This window comes from Glutamicibacter uratoxydans, assembly GCF_050753455.1.
GTDB classification, from domain to species: Bacteria; Actinomycetota; Actinomycetes; order Actinomycetales; family Micrococcaceae; genus Glutamicibacter; species Glutamicibacter uratoxydans_A.
In genome coordinates, this window is record NZ_CP192736.1 from 2,950,428 (window position 1) to 2,975,903 (window position 25,476).

Here is a 25,476-nt window from a genome sequence, read left to right on the forward strand (position 1 = left end):
GCCGCACCTGAGCGGGGTTCGACCCTCTAGCTGACTATCTGGCAGGGGTGGATGCCTTAGGCCTCGCGCAGACGGGAAATCCGCTGGAGCATTCCGTTCTCCCCGCGTCCTACCTGGTCACGATGCCACGTAAAATGAGCTTGAGCCGCATCGAGTAGCGGTGCAATGAAGTCCGCCGGATCGATCCAGAAGCGCTTCTCAGCCACACCGAAAATGGCTGAACGGCCGGCACGCTGGAGAATGAGGTTTACCGGCTGACCGTCAAGTAGTCCCTGCCCGGATCCGCTGGAAAGGTAGCCTGCTGTCATCTCAACTAGCGCATTCCAGATTCCGTCAACATCATCCCAATATTTCGGACCCAAGAGTTCCTCGCCCCGATATTTCAGACACACCACCCCGTCGCCCCCGAAGGGGTTGCGGATCGTACGGGAGCGATATTGAGCGGCAGCACCGGCCGGATCCTGTTCCACCCAGACCAGCTGCCGCTCATAATTGGCGCTAAATTCCGTCAGATCCGTGACCGTGTGTGGGATCAGAATCCCGGTACGGGCGGTGAATGCTGGCATTAGAGCCGGTCGAGCATCTGTTCGCGTACCTGTTTGCGCAGGATCTTGCCCAGCAGCGAGCGCGGCATCTCATCGATCACCACAATCCGCTTGGGCACCTTGTAAGCTGCGAGTAATTCGCGGCAATGCTCGCGCAGCGCCTGCTCATCCAAGCTCGCACCTTCATCCAGTTGAATGGCGGCTACCACCATTTCCCCGCCGCGCTCTAACGGTTTGCCGAACACTGCCGCATCGAACACATCTTGGTGGGAACGTAACGCAATCTCCACCTCGGTCGGGGCCACGTTGAAACCGCCGGTGATGATCAGTTCCTTGGCGCGGTCCACGATGGTGACGAAGCCGGCCTCGTCCACGGTGACCACGTCCCCGGTGCGCAGCCAGCCATCCTTAGTAAGTGCCTTGGCGGTCTCCTCCGGGTTATTCCAATATCCTTCGAATACCTGCGGCCCTGATATCAGCAGTTCACCGGGTTCACCCTGAGCCACCACCTTGTCCGGATCATCCAGATCCACCACCTTCATCAGCGTTGAAGGGAAGGGAATACCGATAGTGCCGTTACGGCGTGAGGGGTGGAAGGGGTTGCCCAACGCCACCGGGGAGGATTCGGTCATCCCGTACCCTTCCACGAGCAGCCCACCGGAAAGCGACTCCCAGAGTTCGACCACATGGTCAGGCAGATTCATCGCTCCGGAAATACAGAACTTTGCCGACTTCAGCGAAATTCCCTGTTCTTTGGCGGCCATCGCGGTGCGCTCATAGATCGGCGGGACAGCGCAGTACACGCTAGCCGGGGACTTCTTCCAGGCATCCAACACCATTTGTGGATCAAACTTCGGGAAAAGCACCAGAAGACCCTGCTTCTTAATCCCAAAAGTCAGGTACAGCGTCATCCCAAAGGCATGGAACATGGGCAGGATCGCGTAGAGGATTTCCTTGCGTTCCTCGGCGCCCTGCATCCAGGCTTCACCCTGCAGTGCGTTGGAATACAGGTTGTAATGGGTGAGCATCGCACCCTTCGGATGACCGGTAGTCCCCGAGGTGTACTGAATGACCGCCAGGTCGGTGACTTGCGGCATCGGATGTTCGGGGTTCAAACGTTCGGCGGCTAACAACTGCTTCCAGGCCATGGTGCCGGTGGTGCGCCCGGTCAAGGTGGCCTTGGTTTCGCGCAGTTTCTTCACCGGCAGGTTCAGCGCGAGGCGTTTGATCGTGGGGAACGCATCGAGTAGGTTGACCGCCACAATGGTGTCCAGCGGAACATCTTTGGGGAACTCTTGCAGCGCAGGGACTACCTTGTCCCAAGCGATGACCACCCGGGCCTGATGATCTTCGAACTGGTGGCGCAGTTCGCGTGAGGTGTAGAGCGGATTGTGCTCCACCACCACGGCACCCACACGCAACGCGGCGTAGAAGGCCACCACATGTTGTGGACAGTTCGGTAAAACGAGAGCCACCCGATCCCCGGGCTTAACGCCGAGTCTACGCAGCCCCTCGGCCGCGCGCTCAACCTGTTCGCCGATCTGGGCGTAACTTAGTTGGCGGCCAAAGAATTCGGTGGCCGGGCTATCCCCGGCTTGGGCGACCGAGCGGGCAAACATGTGGCTCAGGGATTCGGAGGGCAACTCAATGGTTTCAGGGACACCTGGCTGGTAGTTGACGGTCCAGGGCTGTGCCGACATATTCTGCATATCTCTTATTTTGCCTTGTTCTTCCGCTGCTTGCCCATTCCCCGCGCGACATAGCTGGCCGCGCGGGGAAGGATTCACGGATTATTTACCCAGCGCGGTGGCTAGTTCCGCGACGGTGAGCGCTTGGCCGAACAGTGACATCGAACCCAGCGCCGCCTCATGTGCGGCCAGATCCGCGGCCGAGCACGCGTCGGTGAGTACATAGGTGTCATAGCCTAAGTCCGATGCCTGCCGCACCGCACCTTCCACCGAGGCGTTGGTAGCCACACCGCACACCACCACGTGCTTGATCCCGCGGGCCTGCAGTTGCGCATGCAGGTCGGTACCGGTGAACGGGCCAGGGCGCTGGTGTCCCAGTACCAAGTCGGTGTCCTGCACCCGAACCTCATCCACGATCTGCGCGCCGGGCTGCGAACGCTTTAGCGCTCCGGCCTGTTTAGCCATGGCTAGCAGCGGGATGGTCTCAACCGCATCCGCGTAATCATCGTCGAAATCGATCTTCAAGGGCACCACAGTTCCCCCAGCGGCACGGGTCACTTCCATGGCGCGAGCCGAGTTTTCGATGACTTTGCGCTCGATGACCTGGGGGTTGAAAAGCGAGCCGAAGGCGGTGCCCGCCGAAACAATATCGTGCTGCAGGTGTACCACTAACAGAGCAGTCTGGGCTGGATTCAAAGTGCTCATGCGTTACTCCTTGGTCGAGGGCTTCTCCCCCATCCTTGCCCAGTCAGCAGACTGTTTCCAGCACTGTGCCGCCTAGCGAAACCGGGCACTCTGCCCACTGGAGCCATAGACTGGCTAGGTGATCAACTACACCCTGCGCCAGTTGCAGTATTTCGTGGCGGTGGCCGAAGCCGGCTCATCGCGGTAAATTTCGAAGGGTTCAAAGGCCGGCGGAGTTACGCTCTGGTGGTTCCCGGTACCCGCCGGGAGCTGAATATCCCGGACCTTGAAACAATCCACTGGCGAGCATCGCAAGGCATCGTTAACTGAACATCGAGTCGGCGCTCGGGGTCGCGTTCTGTAGGAACAGCAGTTGCGGCGGAACTTCGGCTCGTGGACTCACTGAGGGCAATTGCCTGCACCCCGGGCCAGGAGGATTCCCCGCAGATCGCCAGGGGTGAAGCCGGCCTGCGTCAGTTGGTTACCCATTCCGGTTCAGGCATTCACAAGGTATGCGGCCTCGCCAAACAATGACGGCGGCACTTCCGGCACGCTTGCCGCCGTTCTGACCGCTCAACCAGCGTGGCCCAGCGGCGGTTCCCAGAGTGATGATCTTGGCTCACAGAAAATTCCTCTCACTACTCAAAAGTGCCCTGAATCCGGTTACGCGTGTGTCATCCCCGCTCACCACGCAGCCTTTTTCACAAAAACTGTTGACTGCATCACAGTGAGCGAATAGTGTGATCTACGTTACTGATATATCAATCGTGCATTAATCAGCTATCAGGTGTCGATGGCTGTGTTCAAAGGACTTTCAGGCGAGATATGACTCAAAAAACACCTACCCGGGCCCATTTGGCCACGGTAGAAAAGACTAGCTTCCTGCGTGCTCTGACCTATGCCGGGGCGATCATCGCCTTCCTGATAGGCTCCGGTTTCGCCACCGGGCAGGAAATCATGCAATATTTCACCTCCTACGGCTATTGGGGCATCTTCGGAACCGGCGCGTTAGTACTGATCCTGATGACCTATGTGGCAGTCGAGTTCTTTGTGGTGGGTAACGCGAAAAAGTTCGACAAGCCTTCGCGGATCTTCCACTACTACTGTGGCAAGTACCTCGGCACCTTCTTCGACTACTTCTCGATCCTCTTCGTCTTCCTCAGCTTCACCGTGATGGTTGCCGGGGCCGGCGCCGTCGTGGAGGAGCATTACGGAGCGTCAAAGTACCTCGGCGGCATCGCTCTAGCTCTGGCGGTGGGAATCAGCGTGTGGTTCGGGCTCAAGAGCCTAGTCGATGTCATCGGTAAGATCGGCCCGTTGATCGTCATCATAGCCATCGCACTTGGTCTCGTCGGCATCTTCTCCAACCCGGAGGGCATCGCCACCGGAAATTCCCTGGTCGCTTCGTTGGACCTGACCCGGGCATCGTCCAATTGGTTCATGGCGGGGCTGTCCTATGTTGGTTTCTGCATGTTGTGGTTGGCCGCTTTCCTCACCGCGCTGGGCAAAACAGCACGGAGTAAACGGGAGGCAGCCTCCGGTGGCATACTGGGCTCGACCGCCTTCTCGCTGGCCTGTGTGATTGTCGGACTCGGATTGCTGGCGAATCTTGATCAGGTGGCCGGGGCCGAAATCCCGATGCTGATCCTGGCCTCGCAGATCGGCCCGTTCGTGGCCGCCGCCATTTCGGTGATGATCTTGGCCGGAATCTACACCACCGCGGTTCCGCTGCTCTGGACCGTTTCCTCGCGCTTCTTTCCGGATAAGACCCCGCGTTTCAAGTACCTGACCATCGCGCTGGCGATCCTAGGAACCATCATCGGTCTGCTGATTCCGTTCTCCCAGATGGTGAACCTGGTGTACGTCATCAATGGGTACGTCGGCATCTTGCTGCTGGTGCTGATGCTGGTCAAGACCTTCACCCGGCTGGTGCGTCGCGAAAAAATCTAACGACATGTCTACGAAAGGCTAGGGGCTAGAAAATCCCTAGCCTTTCGTCATGCCCATCGGCACCTGCGCAATCACCAGTTAGTCACGGGCGGTGCGTTCAACCACGATGTGTGTGAACAGTCCTGCTAACAGCGCCCAGAATGCTCCGCCAATCCCAAAGATCGTCAAATTACTCGCGGCCACCAACACCGTGACCAAAGCGCTGAGCCGCCACGCTGCCTCGGTCATGGCCCCTAGCAATGAATTAGCCAGCGTGGCCAGCAATGCCAGACCCGCCGCGGCTTGGAACAAACCTTCCGGCGAGGCACTCGCAACCGAAACGATCAGCGTTGCGAGGCCCGCGAACACCACATAGAATCCTCCGGCACTAAGCGATACGCGCCAGCGCCGCGAAGCATCGCTGCCCGCGTGATCACCGGCGGCCAGAGCCGCCGTAATGGCCGCGAGATTAATCGCGTGCCCACCGAATAACGCCCCCACCGAGGTTCCGGCTCCGGTCAGCAACATCGACGAACGCCACGGCACGGTGTAACCGAAAGATTTCAGTACCGCGACCCCGGGGATATTCTGCGAAGCCATGGTGACGATAAACAACGGCACACTGATACTGGCGATGGCTTGCCAGGAGAACTCCGGGGTCACCCAATGTAGTTCCGGCATGACCGTGATTTGCTCCCACGCCCCGTGACTTCCGATATGCCACAAGCCGAATCCCACTGCGGCAATCATGCTGAGCACGGTGGCAAATTTGGGCAATAAACGCAGCCCGAGGAAAAAGACCAGCAAAATTCCCAGACCCTGCACCGGAATGGTGCTCAACACGGTAAAGGGTTTGAGGCACAACGGGATGAGTACCCCCGCAAGCATCCCCTGCGCCAGCGGGACCGGAATTTGCCGCAGCCAGCGCTGGAAGAGCGGCACCAGTCCGGTGAGCATGATCAGCACTCCGGCGACGATAAACGCACCCACCGCTTGGCCAAAACCAAACTCGCCCGGGGCCACCGAGGCAAGCATCGCCGCGCCGGGTGTGGACCAGGCAATACTGATCGGCAGTCGATGACGCAGACTGAGCACGATGGTAGTCAACCCCACGCAAACCGACAGAATCAACAGACCTGAGGCCGCCTGCTGCGCAGTGGCACCGACCTGAAATAACCCGGCCAGGACTACTGCGAAGGAGGCAACAAATCCCACCATCGTGGTGACGAGTCCGGCGAGTATCGCTTGGCCAAGGCCGTCACTGTGCTCAGTTGAATGAGGTCGCATACTCACTTTCTACCCGTGCGCACGAACATTACCGAATTCACTGCGGCTTAAGAGAAGAGTAAGTCAGCGTGCACCGCAGCGCAGGTGAGCCTCGGTGTTTCGCGGCCGCCTCCTCAGCGATGCCGGAGCTTCTGGGATAACTCATGGGCGTGTTGCAAAAGCAGCCGCCCCAGTTCAGGCTGCCGTTCGGGAGCAAAACGCGATTCGATGCCGGTAATGCTCAGGGCCCACGCCGGCTGACCCGACGCATCAAAGACCGCAGCACCCATCCCCCAGCTACCTTCCACAATCAATCCTGGGTTCACCGAGTAACCCAAACGGCGGGTTTCTTGCACCTTCCGACGCAGATGTTGCGCATCATGAACTTGCCCGTATTCGGTACTGAAATCGTTGGATTCTAGGTAGTGTTCCACACTGGCTTCGGGAAGGAAGGCGAGGATGGCGATACCGGCCGAGGCCACACCCAAGGGAAAACGTCGCCCCTCATGCAACACGAAGGAGCGAATGGGGAAGGACCCATCTTGGCGCAGCAAGCAGACTGTTTCATCACCGCGGCGTGCCGAGAGAAAGGCGCTTTCGCCGGTCAGCTCGGCCAAGGCAATCACATGCTCACGCGCCACTTCGCTGATGTCATAGCGCTCGGCCGCGACCGACCCCATAAGGTACAGTTCTGGACCCAACATCCACTGTCCGGTGCGACGGTCATGGTCACAGAATCCCTCCGCAGACAGCGCCGCCAACAACCGGTGTACCGTGGGCCGCGGAAGCCCGCTACGTCGAGCAGCTTCGGAGGTACTGATCCCCAAAGGCATCGAGGCACTGACCACCCGCAAAATCTGCGCCAAGCGTCCCACCACCTGTGCTCCGGGATGTGAAATTGTCATGCTCATATTATGGACGAGTGGCACCGCAAGGCAGCAGCTCATGAAGTCTCGCTGTTATTTTGCTGAGCCCACTATCTGAGCCGCGCCTTCTGCCCATAAAATGCAGTTCACATGCGCTAAGAGAGGTTTGAGATGAGTGGAGGGGCTAAGCGGTCGCGCTCACCGCGCGACCCCATCGAAAGGATCCGCCGCGACGGGGATTTTGTGTACCGTCGCCACGGCCGCACCATCCGCGATGCACAAACTCTCGAACGCATTGCCAAGTTGGCGATTCCTCCGGCATGGCAGCACGTGGAAATATCCGCTTCCTCCACCGGGAAGGTCCAGGCCCGAGGTATCGATGCCGCCGGGCGCCGCCAAGCCATTTACCACCAACAATTTCGCAACCGTCAAGACCGTGCCAAATTCGCTCGACTAGCCGAATTTGGCTCACACCTTCCGGCACTACGTACCCAACTTCGTCGAGATTTGCGCCGAACCGGCTTACCAGAAGAGAAGGTGCTCGCGGCCCTGATCCGGCTCATTGATTTGCACCTGCTGCGGCTGGGTAATCCGCGCTATACCGCCGAGTATGCTTCCTTCGGGGCCATCACTTTGCGTCGACGCCACGCCAACTTTTCCGCGCACGCCGCGGATTTCGCCTTTGTTGGCAAAAGTGGGCAACCGCAGCAGCTACAGGTTCGCGATGCTGAACTACTCGCCGTCCTGCGCGAGCTGGAACAACAGCCGGGTCACGAGTTTTTCCGCATCCATAACGGAGCGGGCAAATACCGTCTGGTGCGCGGCGAACAAGTCAACGCCTACCTGCACGAATATCTCGGCCCAGAGTTCTCCGCCAAGGATTTTCGCACCTTTGGGGCACCCGCATCGCACTAGATTATTTGCTCAAAAGTGACTTGCACGCCGACAGTAGCCACCGTGAACAACAACGGGTACAACGTCAGGCGGTGCAGGCCGCAGCCGAGGTGCTGGGCAATACCGCTGCCACGGCGCGCCGTTCCTATATCAGCCCCACCGTGCTCCAAGTCGCCGAAGATCCCCACACCCTGATCGAGCTTCGTTCCTGGCGAGAACAACGCCGCGAGCGCATCCTGCAGCCCGTATCCGAGCAATGCCTCGTGCATTTGCTGCAGCAGGGTTAGGTAATGGGCGCCCCGCACCGTGGGCACACCCGCAAGTGAAGCTCCGTTCATAATATGAACACATGGCAGATCATTCCTCACCCGTAGAGCACTTTGCGCCAGTTCATTGACCGGCTTGTATGCCACTGGGTAGTTTTTGAGGCAAGAACAATGCATCCACATCATGGACGAAGGAGCGATGATGTCGACAAAGTATTCCTCGGACGCGGCGGCCGAACTAGCCGCGGTAGTGCGTGATGGGATGACCATTGCTGTCGGCGGGTTTGGGCTCAGTGGCATCCCATCCCGACTAATTAAAGCGCTGCGCGAAACGGGCGCGAAAAACCTAACCATCGTCTCGAACAACATGGGGGTCGACGGTAAGGGTCTGGGGTTATTGATCGAAAGTCGGCAGGTGGCCAAGGTGATGGCCTCCTACGTGGGTGAAAACAAGCTCTTTGCCCAGCAGTTTCTTTCCGGCGAATTAGACGTCGAGTTCGTCCCGCAGGGGACCTTGGCCGAACGGTTACGCGCCGGCGGTGCCGGGATCCCGGCCTTCTACACTCCCACCGGGGTCGGCACCCCGGTGGCCGAGGGTAAGGAAGTGATGGAGTTCGACGGCAAACCGGCGATTTTGGAGCGCGGTATCGTGGCCGATATTGCCTTGGTTCGCGCTCATCAGGGCGATGCCGAAGGAAACCTGCGCTACCGGATGACCGCGCGGAACTTCAACCCCTTAGCCGCGGCCGCCGGACGGTTCACCTTGGCCGAAGTCGAGCATCTGCTCGATGACTTCATGGACCCGCAATTGGTGGACACCCCGGGCATCTTCGTACAACGCGTGGTGGATGCCGACCCGGTCAAGGACATCGAACAACGCACCGTACGCACCAAGCAGGAGGGGTAATCATGTGGAGCAGAGATGAGATGGCGGCCATCGCCGCCAGCGAGCTGGTCGACGGACAGTATGTGAACCTCGGCATCGGAATCCCCACCCTCGTGGCCAATAATTTGCCCGCAGGAGTTTCGGTCAAGTTGCAAAGCGAGAACGGACTGCTCGGGATGGGCCCCTTCCCCTATGCGGGGGAGGAAGACGCGGATCTGATCAACGCCGGAAAACAGACCGTCACCGTGGTTCCGGGTGGAAGTTTTTTCGATTCCGCATCCAGTTTCGGCATGATCCGGGGCGGGCACGTGCAAACCGCGATCCTCGGTGCCCTCCAAGTAGCCGCCAACGGGGATTTGGCCAACTGGACGATCCCGGGCAAGCTCGTCAAAGGGATGGGTGGCGCCATGGATTTGGTGGCGGGCACCCCACGGGTGATTGTGTTAACCGACCATCTGGCCAAGGATGGAAGTAGCAAAATCGTGGAGGAATGCGACCTGCCGTTGACCGGCGTGGGCGTGGTGGATCGGATCATTACCGACCGCGCCGTATTTGATATTGAGAACGGAAAACTGATCCTGCGCCGGGTTGCCGAGGGTGAAAGCCCACAGAGCATTAAGGACATCACCGCCGCTGAATTTAGTACTGAATTAGAGGAGACTTACCGAGCATGAGCGTCAAGATCGCCGGCTACGCCCGCACCCCCTTCCTGCGTTTCAACGGAGCTTTCGCCAACATCCCGGCCACCGAGCTGGGCGCACACGCGGCCAAAGCGGCACTAGAACGCGCCGGCGTCCCCGCCGACAAGGTGCAGCAGGTCTACGCCGGGCAGGTGCTCCAGGCTGCCGCGGGCCAAAACCCGGCACGCCAAAGTGCGGTGGGCGCCGGAGTTGAGCTAAGCGTTCCGGCAATGACCCTGAACGCGGTCTGCCTCTCGGGCACCGAAGCGGTAGTTGCCGCCACTCGGCTAATTAACGCCGGGGAGGCCGATGTCGTCCTTGCCATCGGCCAAGAATCGATGTCCTTGGCCCCCCACGCCCAGCGCGCCCGCGCTGGCACCAAGTACGGAGCCATCGAAATGATCGACACCCTCGCTTACGACGGGCTGACCGATGCCTTCGATCAGCACTCCATGGGAGTCTCCACCGAGGAACACAACAGCGTGCTCGCGCTACCCCGCGAGGCCCAGGACCGGTTGGCCGCAGAGTCTCACCAACGTGCCCAGGCCTCCGCCGAATTCTTGGCCGCAGAGATCGCCCCGTTCACCATCTCCACCCGTAAGGGAGAAACCGTGCACGCCGCCGATGACGGGGTACGCCCCGAAACCACGGTTGAATCCCTCGGTGCGCTGCGTCCGGCCTTCGCCAAGGATGGCACCATCACCGCCGGGAACTCCTCACAGATCACCGACGGCGCCGCGGCATTGGTCTTGGTCAGCGATAAGGCGGTAGCCGAACTTGGCTTGCAGCCGCTGGCCGAAATCCTCTCCCACTCCTTAGTAGCCGGACCCGATCGCACCCTGCATGAGCAGCCCTCCAACGCGATCCGCAGCGCGCTGGCCAAAACCGAATACGGTGCCCAGGACTTGCAAGCGGTAGAGATCAACGAAGCCTTCGCCGCGGTCGGCGTCTGCTCCACCGAGCAGCTGGGCATCGATCGGCAGATTGTGAACCAGCACGGCGGAGCCATCGCCCTCGGCCACCCGATCGGTGCCTCCGGGGCACGCATCGTCGGCACCCTGGCTCGGCAGCTGAACGAGTTGGGCCCCGGATCCGTGGGTGCCGTGGGCATTTGCGGCGGCGGTGGCCAAGGTAGCGCCGTGGTGCTACGCGGATTGTAGGCACCGCCCGTCGCCTAGCGGTTGGGGTTCCCCGGCAGTAGCCGGGGAACCAGCCTGACCAACAGCACCATGCCCAGCAGCTCCACCAGGGTCTGGGTCACCACCACGGCCGGGGCAATGGCCAGGGACGCTGGCAAGGCCAGCGCCAGCGGCAAAACCACCAGCGAATTTCGGGTGGCACCGCTGAAAACCAGAGCCCGGGCCGTGGGGATATCCACCCCGAACAACCGGGCCACCCACAGACCTAGAAATACCATGATGGCCAGGAACCCCGCATACAACGGCCCCACCCACCACAGCGCGGCACTCGCGGCCAGGATGCGCGGGGTTTGCGAGGCAACCATGATCAATAACACCAGGACCATCAGCGGCACCATGGAACCGGTGCCGATATCCATCACCTTCGAGGCCCGAATGCTCCGGTCGGCCAGAAATTGGGTGGCGGCGGCCAGAGCCAGCGGCAGCAGGATCAGCCAGAGCAGCGCGCCGAAAAACGGGGCAGGGTCGATAATTCCCAAGGTGTCTGGACCGGCCATCAGGTACAGATAACCCGGCAGCAGGAGCAGTTGTGCCACCATCAGCAGCGGCGCAGCCGCCAGCAATTTCCCGTGGCTAGCCCCGGCCAACCCGGAAAATACGATGACATAGTCGATACACGGGGTAAGCAACACCAACAGCAGCCCGATCAGCACCCCGGCATCGTGGGCCACGAACCGGCTGAGCCCGAACACCAGCACCGGAACCACCACGAAATTCAGCACCAGCAAGGCACCAAGGAAACGCCGGTCGCCGAACCCCTGGCCCAGCCGAGCCATCGGGATCCCCAGGAAGGTGGCGTAGAGCAGCAGTCCCAGGACCGGGGTCAGTGCTACCTCGAGCACCTCGACGTGGTCCACGGCCAGTCCGATGCCCGCACCGGCGGCGATCCCCAGCAGGTAGAGCGGAATCTGCCAGCGTTCGGCGGCATAAAACAGGCGAGACAACAGGTGGGGTTCAGACGTAGGCACGAACCCGATTCTAGCGTTACACGAATCCGTGCAGCCGTCCGGTGTCCAGGACCAGCACCTCACCGTTCTGCACTCGCGGGTGCGGGTGTTCGGCCAGCGCCCCGAGCACCAGCCGGATCAGCATGCCCTGGGCGACGATGGCCACCCGGGGGTCTGGGTTCTGCCCCACCAGTGTCCGCAACGCGTTCAAAGCACGAACCACCACATCGTCCTCGGATTACCCGTCGGCCAGTAGCCACTCGCGTTCCTCCGGGTGAGCGGGTCCAGGTAGCAGCCCTCGGCGGCTCCGTAGTCGCGTTCAAGCAGATCCTCGACCTCAAGCACCTGGCAGAACCCCAGGTAGTCGGCAATGATCTGCGCGGTCTGCCAGGCCCGGCCCAGCAGCGAAAAGACCACCAGCTCCCAGGGTCCTTCCTTGTCCAGCTACACTTCGGCCTGATCTAGGCTGGTCTCGTGTGCGGTGTGCAGCACAGAAGTGACCCGGGCGAGCTGGGCACGGTTGAACTGTTCCGATGAAGCGACCTTAGCGCTTTGCCACTCGATTGCGGGAGGGGTCAGGACCGCCACCGCGCGTCGTGACCGGCTATTGGTGCCGATCGCCCCGTCGTTCAGGTAGGTTCCCGGGCCCAGGGGATCCGCGCGCAACCTCGGCAGAACCAGCCCCGGGTGATCGGAATGGAAATTGGAACCCATCAGGGTGCCGAGGAACAGCTTGGCATCGCTAATGAAGGGGGCTGCAAAGGCGCGGGCAGGGGTCCGGCGCAGGTTACGAACGGCGGCGGATCGTGTAGCAGGTGGGCTCTTCCGGTTTCCTTATTCCGTCAGCTGCAGAACGCTGTGACAAGAAAATCCCACCGGGTAACCGGTCGGTGAACACCGTGCCACCACCGCTGAAATGGTGTTTTCCGCTCGCGATCCCGGCTACAGCGCGCTGTGCTGCACCCGCTGTGAGCGTGCCGCCACCAGCGAATGCAGGCTGGCTCCCAGCACAATCAACCCGATCCCGGCCAGTTCGACCCAGCCCGGCTGCTGGTCCAGCAGCACCATCCCCACCAACACCGCCCAGATTGGGTTGATGCTGGTCAGCACGCCGAAGGTGGCGGCGGAAAGGTCCCGCAGGCAGAGCAGGTCGAACACATAGGGAACCAACAAGGACAGCATCGCGCACCCCGCGGCCAGCCCCAGTGCCAGCAGCGTCGGAGGATGCTGCAGGAACCAGAAAACCGCCACCGGCACCCACAGCACGGTGGTGCACGCACTGGCCGCGGCGGTGCCCTGTAGTCCGGGCAGGCGTGCCCCGGCGCTGCGATTGAACAGGATGTAATAGGCCCAGCCCACGGCCGCCGCCAACGCCAGCAGGATCCCGAGAAGATCAGTGCTCGGACCTGGACGCACCAGCAGCAGCACCCCACCGCCGGCGATCAACACGAACACCGCATCAGTGGCTCGACGGCTGCCAGCTAGGGCCACAGCCAGCGGTCCGAGGAATTCGAGGGTGACCGCCAGCCCCAGCCCGATACGTTCGATGGCCGCGTAGAGGCATAGGTTCATCATGCTGAAGGAAAGCGCCAGCCCGATGATCGGACGCCACTGCCCGGCACTGAGTCTGCCCCACGTCACCCGAACGAAGACGTTAAGCACCAAGGCAGTCAGGATCTGGCGGATGGCCACCACACCCACGGGCCCCAGCACCCCAAAGGCCATGGCCCCCATCGCCGCGCCGGCCTGGTTCGAAATGCCTGACCCCAAGGCCAGAGCAGTACCGCGCAACTGCCGCTTCTCGGTGCCGGAACAGGTGTGCGCAGGTGTTTGCTGGGTTGTCATACCTTGAGGTTAGGCACCGGGCACAACATAACACTAGTGAATATTTTGACGCTCCCATACGCTTAGGTTATGGACTTCTCATTGCGAGATCTGCGGTTCTTCGTCACCGCCGCCGAGGCCGGCTCCTTCACCGAGGCCGCCTCCCAGCTGTTTGTGTCCCAGGCGGCGGTCTCACGCACCATTGCGGGTTTCGAACGCCAGGTCGGTGACAAGCTGTTGCGACGTACCGTGCGTGGCTGCGAGGTCACCGGTGCCGGGGCCCAGTTACTGCCCGAGGCCCGCCGGGTTCTGGCCGAGGCCGATCGTTTTTCCCGATTCCTGGCCGCCCGACAGCGTACCCTGCGCCTGGGGTATGCCTGGGCCGCGTTGGGGGTGCATACCACCGCATTACAACGCCAATGGCCGAAACAGTGCCCGGGACTGGAAATGGTCCTGCTGCGGCACAACTCCCCCACCTCCGGGCTAGCCGAGGGGATGTGCGATGTGGCGGTCATGCGCCGCGAGGTGAACGCCGAACTCTACGACTCGGTCGTGGTGGGCTTGGAGCAGCGAATGGTGGTCTTCGCCGCCGATGACCCGCAGTGGGCGCGGCGACGGGTGCTATCGATGTCCGAATTGGCCGACCGCACGGTCTTCATCGACAGCAAGATGGGTGCCACCGACCCCGCAGACTGGGCACAAGGCGAACGCCGTCCGCAGTTTTTGGAATCTTCGGATGTGGATAGCTGGCTTGACGGGATCGTAGCCGGCCGCGCAGTGGGAACCACCGCCGAAGCCACCGCCCACCACCATCCGCGTCCCACCGTGGCCTACCGGCCGCTGAAGGATGGGCCGCGCATCCCGGTCCGGCTGGCCTGGCACCGCCATGAGCCACCGGCCGGACTCGGCGAGTTGATCTCGCTGGCGACCGATCTATACCACTGACCGACTGGCTACCTTTCCAGGATTCCGGGGAGCTGGTCGGCCGGTTCAGCGGCCGGATCGAAAGCCGGTTGGCCGGTTAACTGCTGCATAGCCAGACTCAGGGCCTTGAGCACTCGGGGTGTGACTGATCCGGTTACATGCCTGCTAGCGTTGCACAAACTGGTGCAGACGTTCGGTATCGAGCACCAACACCTCACCGTTATCCACCCGTGGATGCGGGGTTTCGGCTAAAGCACCGAGCACCAATCGGATCAGGGTGCCATGCGCGACGATCACCACTCGCGACTTCGGGTATTGCTCCACCAGGGCGCGCAGGGCGTTCACCGCCCGCACCACCACAGCATCTTCCGGTTCCCCACCGGCCAGCAACTGCTCACGTTCCTGCGCGCTCAGCTTCCCAAAATAGCGGCCCTCGGCCGCTCCGAAGTCCCGCTCCACCAGATCCTCGATCTCTAGCACCTGCCAGATCCCTAGGTAGTCGGCGATGATTTGAGCGGTCTGCCGGGCCCGACCCAGCGGGGAACACACCACCAAATCCCACGGCCCGTCCTTAGCCAATTGCACGCCGGCGCGTTCGGCCTGTTGCCGACCGGTGGCGTTCAGCCGCACATCCGAACGGCCCTGCAAACGCTGATCCACATTCCATGCGGTCTGTCCGTGGCGCACCAAGACCCAGCGTTCGGCCGGTTTGTTCAGCACCGGGTCGTCCTCGCGCCCCGTCACCTCGACGCGTGATTCCGTTCGACCAGCACAACTCGACATCCCCGCCACCCTCCTTCTAGCCCCTAATGTGACACTAGCCGGTTCTGACCTGATTTCGGTAGAGGTACCGGACCCGAAGGGCTAATGATCTTGCCGAGTCAGCTCACCGGCCGCGGCCGGTAGCGTCCCGGACAGTTGGTGCAGAGCCAAGAGGAGGGCGTTGCGAACCAGCAACGGGCCGATCCGGCCGCTAAATCTCTGAGCCCTATCGGTTGGGGTGCCAGCTACCAGGGTCAGATCCGCCAGTTCTGCCAGCGCCGAATCCGCGGACCCGGTCACCGCGATCACCCGTGATCCGGCTTGTGCGGCGGTGCGCACTAGCTGCAAGACATGCTCTGTGGCAGCAGAGTAGCTCACCACCAAGCAGATATCTTGGGCGTTAAGCTCGGTGAGCTCCAGTTCTTCGCGCAGCACCGTACGCCCGCTCGCCCGCAGCATTGCTGCGGTGTCTTGGGCTAGCGGCTGGGCGGCACCGGATCCCAACACGAGGATCCTGCTGGCCCCGGCTAACGCGGTTACCGTTCGATCAAAATTTACCCGATCCAGCACCTTCGCCACGGCGTGCACTTCGGCGAGCGCCTGGTGCACCACCTGCTCTAGCGCACCCTCAGGTGCCGCGGATGCGGCTATGCGGTCTGATTCAGTGGGCCACGCGGGTGCATGGGTCGCCGCGGCACGGATGGACTGCAGCCGCAACTGTTGAAATCCGCTAAAGCCCATGCGTTGACAGGCCCGCACGACGGTGGCGGCCGAGCATTGAGCTTCGGCCGCCAGAGCGAGAGCCGAATACTCCTCCAAGCGGTGCAGCTGTGCCATGAGCACCTCGGCCACCCGCCGTTCGGCTGGCACCAACCCACTAGAAGCACTGCGCAGATGGGCCAGTAACGTTTCATAGTTGGGGGCAGAACCGGTCATTCGGGTAGCCTAGCCCGCGCCGTTAAACGGCATCTGGCCACTAAGCTAACGGCGAGTAAACGGCGAAGCTACTAAGATTGAGCTGAAAACCTTTTTCAGTTCTAGGAGCGTAATGCGCGGCAGCAAAGTAGTATCTTTCGGCCACTATCAGCCCGAACAGGTCGTGCCCAACAGCGAGCTTGAGAAGCTGGTTGAAACCAGCGATGAATGGATCACCCGCCGCGTAGGCATTAAAGAACGCCGCTGGGCGCAGGATCATGAGAGCGTGGACTACATGGCCACCGAGGCGGGGAGGATGGCGCTGGCCAACGCCAACCTGCAGGCCTCGGACATCGACATGGTGGTTGTCGCTACCTGCACCGCGGTGGATCGTGCCCCGAATATGGCCGCGCGCGTCGCGCTGGCGCTGGGCATGGAAAATAGCCCCGCCACCTTAGATGTGAATACTGCCTGCTCGGGGTTCAACCACGCGCTGGCGATGGCTCAGCACGCGGTGATGGCTGGTAGCGCCAGCAACGCGCTGGTCATCGCCTCCGAACGGCTCACCGATGTCACCGACTTCACCGACCGCACCACCTGTGTGTTGACCGCCGATGGTGCCGGTGCGGTGGTGGTCAGCGCCAGTGCTGAGCAGGCGATCTCTCCGGTGCTGTGGGGTTCGGTGCCGCAAATGTCCGACGCGGTCCGCATCGAACACAGTAACAATGACAAGTTCGCGCAGAACGGGCAAAGCGTCTTCCGCTGGACCACCACCCAGCTACCGAAAATCGCCCAGCAGATCATCGACAAGGCCGGGCTGGAACCGGCCGAAATCGATGGCATCGTGCTGCATCAGGCGAACTTGCGGATTATTGAACCGCTGGCACAGAAGATTGGCGCACCCAACGCGCGGGTAGCCACCGACGTGGTGTACTCCGGTAACACCTCCGCGGCCTCGGTGCCGTTGGCCTTGTCCAAGATGATGGCCGATGATCCCCTGCCGGCCGGGAGCAAGGTGCTGCTCTTCGCCTTTGGCGGCGGGCTGACCTACGCCGGCCAAGTCATTACCGTCTAAAACCAAAACCCTGTTTGACATGTCAAACAGGGGTTTTCGGTTCGGGAACCGATTGAGGAGAGCTTATGGAAATCATCACCAGCCGTGTACTGCTGCGTCCGGCACACCCGGACACCCTTGATTTTTACCAAAGAATCCTCAACCTGCCGGTGGTGCGGGAATTTGGTCCGCCGGATAGTCCCGGCGTCGTCTTTCAACTGGGCACCGGGCAATTGGAAATTTCCGGTTCCCGTCCGGCAAGTGAACCCTCCAGCTTGGTGCTCTGGCTGCAGGTGCGCGAGGTGCACGCCGAGCTGGAGCGGCTCCACCGATTGGGGGTACCCATCGACCGCGAAGCCCGAACCGAGCCCTGGGGATTAATCGAGGGCTCGGTTCGGGACCCGGATGGCAGCAAGATCGTGCTCGTGCAGGTTCCCCAGACCCATCCGTTGCGCCGGGATCAGCGGGTTCTCTAGAACAGCACCACAGGTTTCAGCGTGGACCCGTCGGCCGAATCGGAGAAGGCCTGGTTGATCTGCTCGAACTCATAAGTTTTGATCAGCTTGTCGAAGGGGAACAGCCCTTGCTGGTGCAGGCTGATCAGCCGCGGGATGAACTCACGCGGTACCGCATCGCCCTCGATCACCAGATGCACATTGATACCGGCCAGCAGCTGGGTTCCGATATCGATTTTCGCCTCGGTGCCCAACTTGGCTGCACCCACCAACGCCGCGTGTCCGCGGGTGGCCAGTGAGTTAGTCATCTGGGTGAACACCGCCGGCACCCCGGTGGTGTCCAACGCGAATTGCACCCCGCCTGTGGTGATCTCTTTAATCGCGGTCACCGCATCGGTGGTCTTCGAGTTCACCGTATGGGTCGCCCCGAGTTCCTTGGCGAACTCCAGTCGCGACTCGACGATGTCCACCATGATGATGGTCGTCGCCCCGGCAGCCTTGGCAGCCAACATCCCGGCCATACCCACCGCGCCGGTCCCAAACACGGCTACCGAGGATCCCGGCTGTGGTTTGAGCACATTGAGCACCGCGCCCGCACCGGTCATGATTCCGCACCCTAGCGGGCCCAGGATCTCCAATGGCGCATCCGCGGGCACCTTCACCGCACCGCCGGCGGCCACGTTCGTATATTGCGCAAAGGAGGACTGCCCGAAGAAGTGCGAACCCACCGGTACACCGGCAGCAGAGAACGCCGAGGAGCCATCGGCGCGACGCACCCCAAAGTTTTGGTCGTAGAAGTTCACGCAATACATCGGATGCCCGGCCACACACTGCTGGCAGGCTCCACAATGGGCCGGGCCCATCACCACTTTGTCACCGACGGCAAATCCATGAACCCCAGGACCTACCGCATCGACAATTCCGGCTCCCTCATGCCCCAGCACCACCGGCAACGGCACGGGGTACCACTGATCGCGGATGATGGCATCGGTGTGGCAGACTCCGGTGGCGACGATCCGCACCCGTAACTCTCCGGCTTGGGGTTCATCGAGCTCAAGTTCGCGGATTTCTAGATCTTTTTCAGGGGCGATGGCCACGGCCGCGCGAGTTTTCACGAATACTCCTTAGATGATTGCCGCCCGCTCACCCGCGGGCGCTCGTACTTGCACCCTACGCAGAAACCGCGAGGAAAGGATAGGGATCTGCCACAAAATCTTGCGCCTGTTCAACACCGGATGCGGTTCTTTCCGAACAGCGCGCAGCCGAGGCGTGCTTCACGCTTGCTGCACCCAGCCGGAATAATGTTGAGACCACCGTGCGGCGATGGGTCAGTTCAGCCCAGGTGCCAGCATGACCTCGAGCAGACTCGCTTTAGCGGGCTGGCCCGAAGCTCATCACATCGCTTCGGCCACGTCCCAATTTTTACACGTCACTCATCGCCGCATACATTCCCGGGTTCTGGATGAAATTGACCAAGTCCCCGACCGATTGACATACTCAACACGTTGCCCCGCCGATCAGGAGACTCATGCTTCCCTTGCCACTTCAGGATCTACCGGCCCACGTTCCAGTGGTTGCAGCCAGCCGCGGGGAACGGATCGAATCCATTCACCACGGTTCGGCGGTGGTGCTGGACCCCGGTGGGAACATCGTGCACTCGCGTGGAGACACCTCAGCTCACTTCTACCCGCGCTCGGCCCTCAAACCGCTCTTCGCCGTAGCCATCTTGCGCGCCGGACTCCAGCTGAGCGCGGAACAAATCGCTGTGGCCGCGGCCAGCCATTCCGGTTCCCCCGAACATCAACGGATCGCGTTGAGCACCTTGCACGCTGCCGGACTGGCCGAAAACGACTTGGGCAACTCCACCGATCTGCCCTACGGGGTCACCGAACGCGAAGACTGGCTGGCTGCCGGCGGGCAAGCCACCCAGCTGGCTCAAAACTGTTCGGGTAAGCACGCCGCCCTGCTAGCTTTGTGCCAACACTTGGGCTGGCCCACCGAGGGCTATCTCGCACCCACCCATCCGCTGGCTCAACTGCTGGCCGACACCGTGGAGGAGCTCACCGGCCAACGCATCACCGCGATCAGCACCGATGGCTGCGGCACCCAGGTCTACCCGCTCTCGCTCCCGGCCCTAGCCCGTGGGTTTGCCCGACTGTCCTGCGCGGGACCCGGGACCGAGGAGCACCAGGTGGCTCAGGCGATGCGTCAGCATCCCGAACTCGTGGCCGGCCGCGGACGTGATGTTACCGAGCTGATGCAGCGGCTGCCCCGGGCGGTGGCCAAGGACGGTTTTGAGGGGATTCAGGCGGTCGGTTTGGCCGACGGGTCCGCGCTGGCGTTGAAAATTGCCGATGGGAGTGACCGCGCGCGCATGCCGCTGACCATCAAAATGCTCACCGACTACCTGCCCGACCCGCCGGCCACCCTCACTGAACTGGCCAGCAGCCCCACCCTCGGTGGCGGAGTGCCGGTGGGTGTCCTCACCGCTTTGTAAAACTTATCCACAATTTTTCTGTTCCGCCCCCGCGACACAATTTCTCGGGGGCATGATGGGGCGCATGTACACCAGCACCGCGCACCCTTTGGAACAGTTGGCGCAGGCCGCCGCACTGATCCAGCAGGCGACCACCGTCGTCGCCGAGCAGCAACCCCCGGCGGGTCATGCCGCCTACTTCGCGCTGCTGGTGGAACAGCTCAGTGAGCACTTGGTGCGGGCACAAATCCATGCAGCCGACGCGGTCCGCCGCACCGGTGCACACCAGCTGGATCCGGCTTCGCTCGAAACCATTCGCGACGCTGGAACACACCCCTCCCGGGGAGCGTTACGCGCCACCGAAGGGCAACTCAGCCGTGGCCGTACGCATTTTCACAGCGCCGTGGATCTGCTCCATTCCTGGTTGAACATCCCGCTGTCGACCGCCCGTGAACGGTTACAACAGGCCGATGCGCTAATCGCTACCGTCAGCCCGGCCGGAACCCGCGGTGAGCCGCTGCTTCCAGATCTGGCCGAAGAATTCGGTTCCGCGGACACCGACCCACGCCTGCTGCTGAGCGCCTCCCGACAGATCCGCGGGGTGCGCAAGGATCTGGGCATCGGACCCCAGGCAAGCCAGGCCCAAGAACAGTTGGAGCAAGACGCTATCTCGCTGATTCGCCAGCAACCACAAACCGCGCGCAAACATCTGACCCGCATGGCACAACAATGTCTCAATGCTCAGCGACCGCTGGAAGCTCTGCTGGCAGAAGTGGGCTGTTACCGGCGCGGAGTCAAACGCGGACTGGTGAATTACAACCTGCGGTTGTTGCCACAAGACGCGGAACTATTCGAATCCGCCTTCAGCCAAAGCGATAATCCCAAGACCTTAGCCGGAAACCGCGATGCGCTCATGGCGATGATTGCCGCCCGCTATGGCGGATTAGCACCTAGGGATCCCGCCGCACAGTCGTGGGGAGATGCCGAGAGTATGCCGCAGTGGGCCCGCGAAACCCCAACAGAAGCTGAAAACGAAAGCAGTGCCCCCGAAACCGTGTCTGACTCACCGGTCGCCACGACTCCTCCAACGCCCGCAGAACTCGCCCTGCCTTTGGAAGATCTTCGCCCGGAATTTCGTCACCTCATGGCACTGATCGAACTCATCCGCGGAGCACAAGAAACCTCAAGCGAAAGCCCCAGCGCCTTCACCCCGGAAGTGGTCGTAATCCTGAATTACGAGAAGATGCTCGCCGGAGCCGCAGACTACGCGGTTACCGCCAACGGCCTGCCACTGTCCGCCGGGGAGGCCCGCGCGCTACTCTGCCAAGCCAAAATTTATCCCGAAGTGCTCAGTTCCAAGGGAATGGTGTTGGATTTCGGACGTTCACGACGACTCTTCCCCAAGCATGTGGGCCGAGCGGTGCGTGCCGCCTACCGGGGATGTTCATATCCGGGATGCACCATGCCTGCAAACCGTTGCGAATTGGACCACCTCGACCCGTGGGACAAAGGTGGCAAAACGAACGTAGATAACGTGGATCTATATTGTAAGGTGCACCACTTGGCCCGGCACAGCGGTTTGTTCAAGGTGGTGAAGGTCCAGGGCTGTCGCCCGATGGTGCTGCTACCGCGCAATCTCGACCCCCCACAAAAACTCCGCGTCAACACCTACTGGATGAGTCCGTCCGAAGCGCTTGAAGCCAACCGGTTGACCGGGGAAGCTACCGCGCTGTATCGCTCCGGTAAGCTTCAACCCTTCGCGGCGTGATCGACTACTCGGTAATGCGCACCGTCTTCATGATCGAGCTGAGGAACTCGAAGTCCTCCGTATTCACGAACGCCTCGGCTTGCTCACGGGTGACCTGATCATCCTCGCGATACCCGGTGGCTTCGAGATACTCCTCGGCAACCCAGAGCATTGGCCACGCGTCATCGCTGGTTTTGAAGTAGTCCAGATCCGGTTCCGAGCCGCGGTCGGCCAGATGTTCATCGTCGATCACGGACCTACCGCAGCGGATGGTTCCACCATTCGCGCCTGGCTGGCGCTGCCCTCCGACGCGCGCGCAGCAGACCCTGCGCCCTTACTGCTGTGGGTACATGGTGGGCCGGTGTCCTCGTGGAACACCTGGAGCTGGCGGTGGAACCCGTGGATTATGGTTGCCGCCGGGTATGCGGTACTGCTGCCGGATCCGGCGCTGTCCACCGGGTACGGGCACGATTTCATCGCCCGCGGCTGGGGTCGTTGGGGGGCTGAACCCTATACGGATCTGATGCAGCTGACCGATGAGGTGCAAGCTCGCCCGGATATTGATCAGACGCGCACCGCAGCCATGGGTGGTTCCTTCGGCGGCTACATGGCCAACTGGATCGCCGGGCAGACCGACCGGTTCAAAGCCATCGTCACCCACGCCAGCCTCTGGGATCTGGATGGGTTTGGCCCCAGCACCGATATGTCCTTCTACTGGGCGCGGGAAATGAAACCGGAGATGGTCGCCACCTACTCCCCGAGCAAGTACATCGGACAGATCCGCACCCCTATGCTGGTCATCCACGGCGATAAGGACTACCGGGTACCCATCGGTGAGGGCTTGCGGTTGTGGTACGAGCTGCTGTCCAAGTCAGGACTGCCGCAAGCCGCCGATGGTTCCACCGCGCACCGGTTCTTGTATTTCCCGCAGGAGAACCATTGGATCCTCAGCCCGCAGCATGCCAAGCTTTGGTACGAGGTGGTGTTGGGGTACTTGGCCAGCAACGTGCTGGGTGAGGCCACCGAACTACCCAACACGCTGGGGCTAAGCGCTCCGTAGTGCTAACCGCCGGCACCGCGGGTGGCGGCGATGAATTCATCGGCGCGCACCTGCACGTCCACCTCGTGACGTTGCAAGGTGCGCACCAGCCCTTCGAGGTGGGCCACGCGTCGTTCAAAATCCGCCCCGAAACGCGCGGAAAGCTCGATGGCCGAAAGCTCCTCGGACTCCCGCCAGGCCATCGCCAGCGCCCGCTCGTGCAGCCGTTGCCCAGCTTCCGCGGCGGTGCCCGGCGGCCCGGCCCCCAGCACCGCCACCGCATTCAGACGTGACTCGTCCAGACCGATGGCCAGTTTCTGAAGTTCAAGTTGCACGGTCCGCAGCCGGCGGCCCCCGCGGCCCAACTGGCCTAGGCGTTGGGTGGCGCTCAGCGCGAAGCGCAGCAACACGAGCGCGTTGAGCACCGTCAGCCAGAGGGTGAAACTCAGGGTCCAGAAAAGCCCGGACACCGAGAAGTCCGGGCGGCGCGCATCGTTGCGCACCAGGGCTTCAGCGTAGTCATCGATCATGTTGGCGAGGGTGATATCTCCGTAGTCCGAGCCGCGGATACTGCCATGCTCCCAGTTCATCCCCCAGCCATAATCGCCACCGGACACCTGCCAGCTGGCCATCCCCGGAATCGCTAGGGTCCCATCGGCAAAAATCATCGCCGGAATGATCGTTTCGCCTTCACGCAGCTCCCCGGTCAGTTCATCGACCTTGTCCCCGAACTCGTCTTTCAACCGCCAGAGGATGTCGGGGATGTTGCGTGGAATCAGCCGGTCGGGTTCCTCCGAATCGTACTGCAGGTAGGCCGCCGCGTCGCGCACCGCGATGGTAATCCGCTCCGGCTGCGGGAACTCCATGTCCATGAAGCGGCGGATATCGGCTTCCACCACCTTCTCGTGGGTGCCGTCGATGACCAGCTCCAGCGCGGCGCTACCGCTGTTTTCTTCAGCCTGCGGGCGCTGCGAATAGGGAGCAACGAGCACACCGGAAACAATCATGGCGACCAGCAATATCCCGAGGGCTACCCCGGCCTGCAACCAACGGCGCCGAGCCGGAGGCTCATCGCCCCGCTTTTTCGCACGGTTTTGCCAACCGCGCCGGCCGTGAGCAGATGTCTGTGGCGTATCGGTTGGCAAGTCCCCCAGAATGCTGCGCACCCGGGCGTTGGCGCGACCCAGCTGGGTCAGTGCCGTAGATTCGGCCAGCCCGAGAGATTGCCGCAAGGTGCGCAGCGCAGCAGCTTCCTGGATCGGGGAGATCGGTGAGCGGTCATGTGGGTAGCGGCGCAACCAAGCGTTGAATTTACGGACCGTTTCGGCCAGCTCCGCTTCCGCCGCAGACCACTGGTCGATGGCTTGGCGTGAATCATCGGCGCTATTAGCCACGCTAATCAGCCGATCCAGACCCGCTCGAATCGCATCGAGCTGCTGCTGGCTGACCATCCGCCCCGGGGCGGCCTGCAAACGATTCAAGAGTTCCAAGGTGGCCGCGTTGATTGGCTGGCTGAGCCGATCGAAGGTGGACCCGGTGCCGGCCAGCTGGGCATGCACCGACCCAGCCCCCAGTAGTCCGTCGGCCAGCTCGGTCAGTTCGCGAACCTCACGTTCGAAGGCGCTGAGCTCTTGGGCGTACTCGGCTTCATCCGGAAGCAGACGTTGTTCCCGACGGGCGGCGTCCAGCGAAAGCCGCTCCAATTTTTCCCAGGAGCGGGTGAACCCGGCTGGCCGGTCTGTTTCACGCACCGTCCGATAGGTCACTTCCAGCGCTTCAAGATCCAGTACCACGCGGGCAAGCTTTCTTCCGGCCGCCTTCAAACGTTGCTCTCGCTTTATCCGCACCCCGCGCCGCCGCATCCCCACACCCAGGAAGGCGGCGGTCGTCATCGCCCCGAGTCCGATGCCGGCCAACCAGTACACCGGGTTAGTCACCGGGCCGCCACCGAGCAGGGCGGCGGCCTGTTCTGCTGCGGCCACCACCGCGGCCGGGCCGTGCCCGAGTCCCAGGTTATCCAGGAATCCCTGGGAAATATCGAAGCGAATATCGGTGTATTTCTCAGCGCTACTCAGGTTGCGGTCAAACCCAGCACCGGTAAAACGTTCGGCGACCGGCTCCTCGGTGCGTAAGCGCTGCAACTGGGCCGAGACAATGATGCTGTTTTCCGGCACCTGCCCGCGCAACAGTTCATCGCCGGTGAGCCAGCGGTCGGTGAAGGTCATCTCCAAAGGCCGCCAGCTGCGAATCGGTTCGCTCAGGAGCGCGTCGACGGTCTCTTGGGAGATGTTCCAGTCGTGTTCCCCCACGACGCGGATACTCAGCTCGTGTTCCGGTTCGGCGCGCACCGCCTGGAATGCGTTCAGCGCGGTCACCATGGTGATTACCGCGCAGATTAGGGCCAGCAGCCAAGGCCAGTTCCGGGTCATT

26 protein-coding genes and 1 pseudogene are annotated in these 25,476 nt (G+C 61.8%); 12 read left to right on the forward strand and 15 right to left on the reverse strand.

Translation table 11 applies throughout. The features are described 5' to 3' along the window. Positions 1-56 precede the first annotated feature (56 nt). The 3 genes from ACQQZ8_RS13660 to ACQQZ8_RS13670 form a co-directional block, all read right to left on the reverse strand. A complete protein-coding gene (locus ACQQZ8_RS13660) occupies positions 57-566 on the reverse strand; it encodes a hypothetical protein (protein ID WP_431710350.1) in 510 nt (169 codons plus the stop codon). After that, the gene (locus ACQQZ8_RS13665) at positions 566-2,254 is read right to left on the reverse strand and encodes a long-chain-fatty-acid--CoA ligase (RefSeq protein WP_431710351.1); all 1,689 of its coding nucleotides are present in this window, start codon (positions 2,252-2,254) and stop codon (positions 566-568) included. Before ACQQZ8_RS13665 ends, ACQQZ8_RS13660 begins: the two co-directional genes overlap by 1 nt. Before the next feature lie 81 nt (positions 2,255-2,335). Continuing rightward, a complete protein-coding gene (locus tag ACQQZ8_RS13670) occupies positions 2,336-2,938 on the reverse strand; it encodes a cysteine hydrolase family protein (RefSeq protein WP_431710352.1) in 603 nt (200 codons plus the stop codon). Positions 2,939-3,742: 804 nt separating this feature from the next. Here ACQQZ8_RS13670 and ACQQZ8_RS13675 point away from each other — a divergent pair. Continuing rightward, positions 3,743-4,867: a YkvI family membrane protein gene (locus ACQQZ8_RS13675; RefSeq protein ID WP_431710353.1), complete on the forward strand. Its 1,125-nt coding sequence runs from the start codon at positions 3,743-3,745 to the stop codon at positions 4,865-4,867. Between the two features lie 78 nt (positions 4,868-4,945). Here the strand turns inward: ACQQZ8_RS13675 and ACQQZ8_RS13680 are convergent, their stop codons facing one another. Further along, a complete protein-coding gene (locus ACQQZ8_RS13680) occupies positions 4,946-6,133 on the reverse strand; it encodes a benzoate/H(+) symporter BenE family transporter (RefSeq protein ID WP_431710354.1) in 1,188 nt (395 codons plus the stop codon). Between the two features lie 113 nt (positions 6,134-6,246). Next, positions 6,247-7,017 carry an IclR family transcriptional regulator gene (locus tag ACQQZ8_RS13685; protein ID WP_431710355.1) on the reverse strand — a complete coding sequence of 257 codons (771 nt, stop codon included), beginning with the start codon at positions 7,015-7,017 and terminating at the stop codon, positions 6,247-6,249. A gap of 132 nt (positions 7,018-7,149) precedes the next feature. Between ACQQZ8_RS13685 and ACQQZ8_RS13690 the strand changes: the two genes are divergently transcribed. The 5 genes from ACQQZ8_RS13690 to ACQQZ8_RS13710 all read left to right on the forward strand — a co-directional run bounded on the left by ACQQZ8_RS13690 (position 7,150) and on the right by ACQQZ8_RS13710 (position 10,864). Then, complete coding sequence (locus ACQQZ8_RS13690; protein ID WP_431710356.1) at positions 7,150-7,893, forward strand: DNA topoisomerase IB; 744 nt, start codon at positions 7,150-7,152, stop codon at positions 7,891-7,893. Positions 7,894-7,898: 5 nt separating this feature from the next. Further along, complete coding sequence (locus ACQQZ8_RS13695) at positions 7,899-8,159, forward strand: hypothetical protein (protein WP_431710357.1); 261 nt, start codon at positions 7,899-7,901, stop codon at positions 8,157-8,159. A gap of 181 nt (positions 8,160-8,340) precedes the next feature. After that, positions 8,341-9,045: a CoA transferase subunit A gene (locus ACQQZ8_RS13700; protein ID WP_431712201.1), complete on the forward strand. Its 705-nt coding sequence runs from the start codon at positions 8,341-8,343 to the stop codon at positions 9,043-9,045. A gap of 2 nt (positions 9,046-9,047) precedes the next feature. Beyond that, positions 9,048-9,698 carry a 3-oxoacid CoA-transferase subunit B gene (locus tag ACQQZ8_RS13705; protein WP_431710358.1) on the forward strand — a complete coding sequence of 217 codons (651 nt, stop codon included), beginning with the start codon at positions 9,048-9,050 and terminating at the stop codon, positions 9,696-9,698. Beyond that, the gene (locus ACQQZ8_RS13710; RefSeq protein WP_431710359.1) at positions 9,695-10,864 is read left to right on the forward strand and encodes an acetyl-CoA C-acyltransferase; all 1,170 of its coding nucleotides are present in this window, start codon (positions 9,695-9,697) and stop codon (positions 10,862-10,864) included. The genes ACQQZ8_RS13705 and ACQQZ8_RS13710 overlap by 4 nt, the downstream gene beginning before the upstream one ends. Positions 10,865-10,878: 14 nt before the next feature. On the opposite strand, the gene ACQQZ8_RS13715 is transcribed toward ACQQZ8_RS13710, so the two are convergent. From ACQQZ8_RS13715 to ACQQZ8_RS13735, 5 genes are all read right to left on the reverse strand, one after another. After that, positions 10,879-11,871 carry an arsenic resistance protein gene (locus tag ACQQZ8_RS13715; protein WP_431710360.1) on the reverse strand — a complete coding sequence of 331 codons (993 nt, stop codon included), beginning with the start codon at positions 11,869-11,871 and terminating at the stop codon, positions 10,879-10,881. Between the two features lie 16 nt (positions 11,872-11,887). Beyond that, positions 11,888-12,073, reverse strand: a complete 186-nt coding sequence (locus tag ACQQZ8_RS13720) for a hypothetical protein (protein WP_431710361.1) — start codon at positions 12,071-12,073, stop codon at positions 11,888-11,890. Continuing rightward, positions 12,058-12,267, reverse strand: coding sequence for a histidine phosphatase family protein (locus ACQQZ8_RS13725; RefSeq protein WP_431710362.1), 210 nt, complete (start codon positions 12,265-12,267; stop codon positions 12,058-12,060). The genes ACQQZ8_RS13720 and ACQQZ8_RS13725 overlap by 16 nt, the downstream gene beginning before the upstream one ends. 27 nt (positions 12,268-12,294) lie before the next feature. Further along, positions 12,295-12,564 (reverse strand): hypothetical protein, encoded by a 270-nt coding sequence (locus ACQQZ8_RS13730; protein ID WP_431710363.1) that lies wholly within the window; start codon positions 12,562-12,564, stop codon positions 12,295-12,297. Between the two features lie 228 nt (positions 12,565-12,792). Beyond that, the gene (locus ACQQZ8_RS13735; protein WP_431710364.1) at positions 12,793-13,695 is read right to left on the reverse strand and encodes an EamA family transporter; all 903 of its coding nucleotides are present in this window, start codon (positions 13,693-13,695) and stop codon (positions 12,793-12,795) included. A gap of 69 nt (positions 13,696-13,764) precedes the next feature. Here ACQQZ8_RS13735 and ACQQZ8_RS13740 point away from each other — a divergent pair, with 69 nt between their 5' ends. Continuing rightward, positions 13,765-14,619 carry a LysR family transcriptional regulator gene (locus ACQQZ8_RS13740; protein ID WP_431710365.1) on the forward strand — a complete coding sequence of 285 codons (855 nt, stop codon included), beginning with the start codon at positions 13,765-13,767 and terminating at the stop codon, positions 14,617-14,619. A gap of 144 nt (positions 14,620-14,763) precedes the next feature. Here ACQQZ8_RS13740 and ACQQZ8_RS13745 read toward each other — a convergent pair whose 3' ends face one another. Beyond that, on the reverse strand, positions 14,764-15,318 hold the full coding sequence (locus ACQQZ8_RS13745; RefSeq protein WP_431710366.1) for a histidine phosphatase family protein: 555 nt from the start codon (positions 15,316-15,318) through the stop codon (positions 14,764-14,766). 144 nt (positions 15,319-15,462) lie between these two features. Beyond that, positions 15,463-16,296 (reverse strand): MurR/RpiR family transcriptional regulator, encoded by an 834-nt coding sequence (locus ACQQZ8_RS13750; RefSeq protein ID WP_431710367.1) that lies wholly within the window; start codon positions 16,294-16,296, stop codon positions 15,463-15,465. A gap of 112 nt (positions 16,297-16,408) precedes the next feature. Between ACQQZ8_RS13750 and ACQQZ8_RS13755 the strand changes: the two genes are divergently transcribed. Together ACQQZ8_RS13755 and ACQQZ8_RS13760 are read left to right on the forward strand one after the other, a co-directional pair. Further along, a complete protein-coding gene (locus ACQQZ8_RS13755) occupies positions 16,409-17,350 on the forward strand; it encodes a beta-ketoacyl-ACP synthase III (RefSeq protein WP_431710368.1) in 942 nt (313 codons plus the stop codon). A gap of 65 nt (positions 17,351-17,415) precedes the next feature. Continuing rightward, positions 17,416-17,805 carry a VOC family protein gene (locus ACQQZ8_RS13760; protein ID WP_431710369.1) on the forward strand — a complete coding sequence of 130 codons (390 nt, stop codon included), beginning with the start codon at positions 17,416-17,418 and terminating at the stop codon, positions 17,803-17,805. Here ACQQZ8_RS13760 and ACQQZ8_RS13765 read toward each other — a convergent pair. Continuing rightward, positions 17,802-18,899: an NAD(P)-dependent alcohol dehydrogenase gene (locus tag ACQQZ8_RS13765; RefSeq protein WP_431710370.1), complete on the reverse strand. Its 1,098-nt coding sequence runs from the start codon at positions 18,897-18,899 to the stop codon at positions 17,802-17,804. The genes ACQQZ8_RS13760 and ACQQZ8_RS13765 overlap by 4 nt on opposite strands. A 413-nt stretch (positions 18,900-19,312) precedes the next feature. Here ACQQZ8_RS13765 and ACQQZ8_RS13770 point away from each other — a divergent pair, with 413 nt between their 5' ends. Then, on the forward strand, positions 19,313-20,281 hold the full coding sequence (locus tag ACQQZ8_RS13770; RefSeq protein ID WP_431710371.1) for an asparaginase: 969 nt from the start codon (positions 19,313-19,315) through the stop codon (positions 20,279-20,281). A gap of 64 nt (positions 20,282-20,345) precedes the next feature. Then, positions 20,346-22,028 (forward strand): HNH endonuclease signature motif containing protein, encoded by a 1,683-nt coding sequence (locus tag ACQQZ8_RS13775; RefSeq protein ID WP_431710372.1) that lies wholly within the window; start codon positions 20,346-20,348, stop codon positions 22,026-22,028. A 4-nt stretch (positions 22,029-22,032) separates the two neighbouring features. On the opposite strand, the gene ACQQZ8_RS13780 is transcribed toward ACQQZ8_RS13775, so the two are convergent. Beyond that, on the reverse strand, positions 22,033-22,260 hold the full coding sequence (locus ACQQZ8_RS13780; protein ID WP_431710373.1) for a hypothetical protein: 228 nt from the start codon (positions 22,258-22,260) through the stop codon (positions 22,033-22,035). Between the two features lie 6 nt (positions 22,261-22,266). Here ACQQZ8_RS13780 and ACQQZ8_RS13785 point away from each other — a divergent pair. Beyond that, positions 22,267-23,067, forward strand: a pseudogene (locus ACQQZ8_RS13785) (alpha/beta hydrolase family protein); the annotation flags it as partial. 2 nt (positions 23,068-23,069) lie between these two features. Here ACQQZ8_RS13785 and ACQQZ8_RS13790 read toward each other — a convergent pair. After that, entirely contained in the window at positions 23,070-25,475 is a 2,406-nt protein-coding gene (locus tag ACQQZ8_RS13790; RefSeq protein ID WP_431710374.1) for a DUF5129 domain-containing protein, read from the reverse strand. Position 25,476: the final 1 nt, after the last annotated feature.

What these genes read in the sequence shown, in the direction of transcription:
- ACQQZ8_RS13660 (WP_431710350.1), bottom strand. Translation starts at nt 566, where the DNA reads ATGCCAGCATTCACCGCCCGTACCGGGATTCTGATCCCACACACGGTC.
- ACQQZ8_RS13665 (WP_431710351.1), bottom strand. Translation starts at nt 2,254, where the DNA reads ATGCAGAATATGTCGGCACAGCCCTGGACCGTCAACTACCAGCCAGGT.
- ACQQZ8_RS13670 (WP_431710352.1), bottom strand. Translation starts at nt 2,938, where the DNA reads ATGAGCACTTTGAATCCAGCCCAGACTGCTCTGTTAGTGGTACACCTG.
- ACQQZ8_RS13675 (WP_431710353.1), top strand. Translation starts at nt 3,743, where the DNA reads ATGACTCAAAAAACACCTACCCGGGCCCATTTGGCCACGGTAGAAAAG.
- ACQQZ8_RS13680 (WP_431710354.1), bottom strand. Translation starts at nt 6,133, where the DNA reads ATGCGACCTCATTCAACTGAGCACAGTGACGGCCTTGGCCAAGCGATA.
- ACQQZ8_RS13685 (WP_431710355.1), bottom strand. Translation starts at nt 7,017, where the DNA reads ATGACAATTTCACATCCCGGAGCACAGGTGGTGGGACGCTTGGCGCAG.
- ACQQZ8_RS13690 (WP_431710356.1), top strand. Translation starts at nt 7,150, where the DNA reads ATGAGTGGAGGGGCTAAGCGGTCGCGCTCACCGCGCGACCCCATCGAA.
- ACQQZ8_RS13700 (WP_431712201.1), top strand. Translation starts at nt 8,341, where the DNA reads ATGTCGACAAAGTATTCCTCGGACGCGGCGGCCGAACTAGCCGCGGTA.
- ACQQZ8_RS13705 (WP_431710358.1), top strand. Translation starts at nt 9,048, where the DNA reads ATGTGGAGCAGAGATGAGATGGCGGCCATCGCCGCCAGCGAGCTGGTC.
- ACQQZ8_RS13710 (WP_431710359.1), top strand. Translation starts at nt 9,695, where the DNA reads ATGAGCGTCAAGATCGCCGGCTACGCCCGCACCCCCTTCCTGCGTTTC.
- ACQQZ8_RS13730 (WP_431710363.1), bottom strand. Translation starts at nt 12,564, where the DNA reads ATGGGTTCCAATTTCCATTCCGATCACCCGGGGCTGGTTCTGCCGAGG.
- ACQQZ8_RS13735 (WP_431710364.1), bottom strand. Translation starts at nt 13,695, where the DNA reads ATGACAACCCAGCAAACACCTGCGCACACCTGTTCCGGCACCGAGAAG.
- ACQQZ8_RS13740 (WP_431710365.1), top strand. Translation starts at nt 13,765, where the DNA reads ATGGACTTCTCATTGCGAGATCTGCGGTTCTTCGTCACCGCCGCCGAG.
- ACQQZ8_RS13750 (WP_431710367.1), bottom strand. Translation starts at nt 16,296, where the DNA reads ATGACCGGTTCTGCCCCCAACTATGAAACGTTACTGGCCCATCTGCGC.
- ACQQZ8_RS13755 (WP_431710368.1), top strand. Translation starts at nt 16,409, where the DNA reads ATGCGCGGCAGCAAAGTAGTATCTTTCGGCCACTATCAGCCCGAACAG.
- ACQQZ8_RS13760 (WP_431710369.1), top strand. Translation starts at nt 17,416, where the DNA reads ATGGAAATCATCACCAGCCGTGTACTGCTGCGTCCGGCACACCCGGAC.
- ACQQZ8_RS13770 (WP_431710371.1), top strand. Translation starts at nt 19,313, where the DNA reads ATGCTTCCCTTGCCACTTCAGGATCTACCGGCCCACGTTCCAGTGGTT.
- ACQQZ8_RS13775 (WP_431710372.1), top strand. Translation starts at nt 20,346, where the DNA reads ATGTACACCAGCACCGCGCACCCTTTGGAACAGTTGGCGCAGGCCGCC.
- ACQQZ8_RS13790 (WP_431710374.1), bottom strand. Translation starts at nt 25,475, where the DNA reads ATGACCCGGAACTGGCCTTGGCTGCTGGCCCTAATCTGCGCGGTAATC.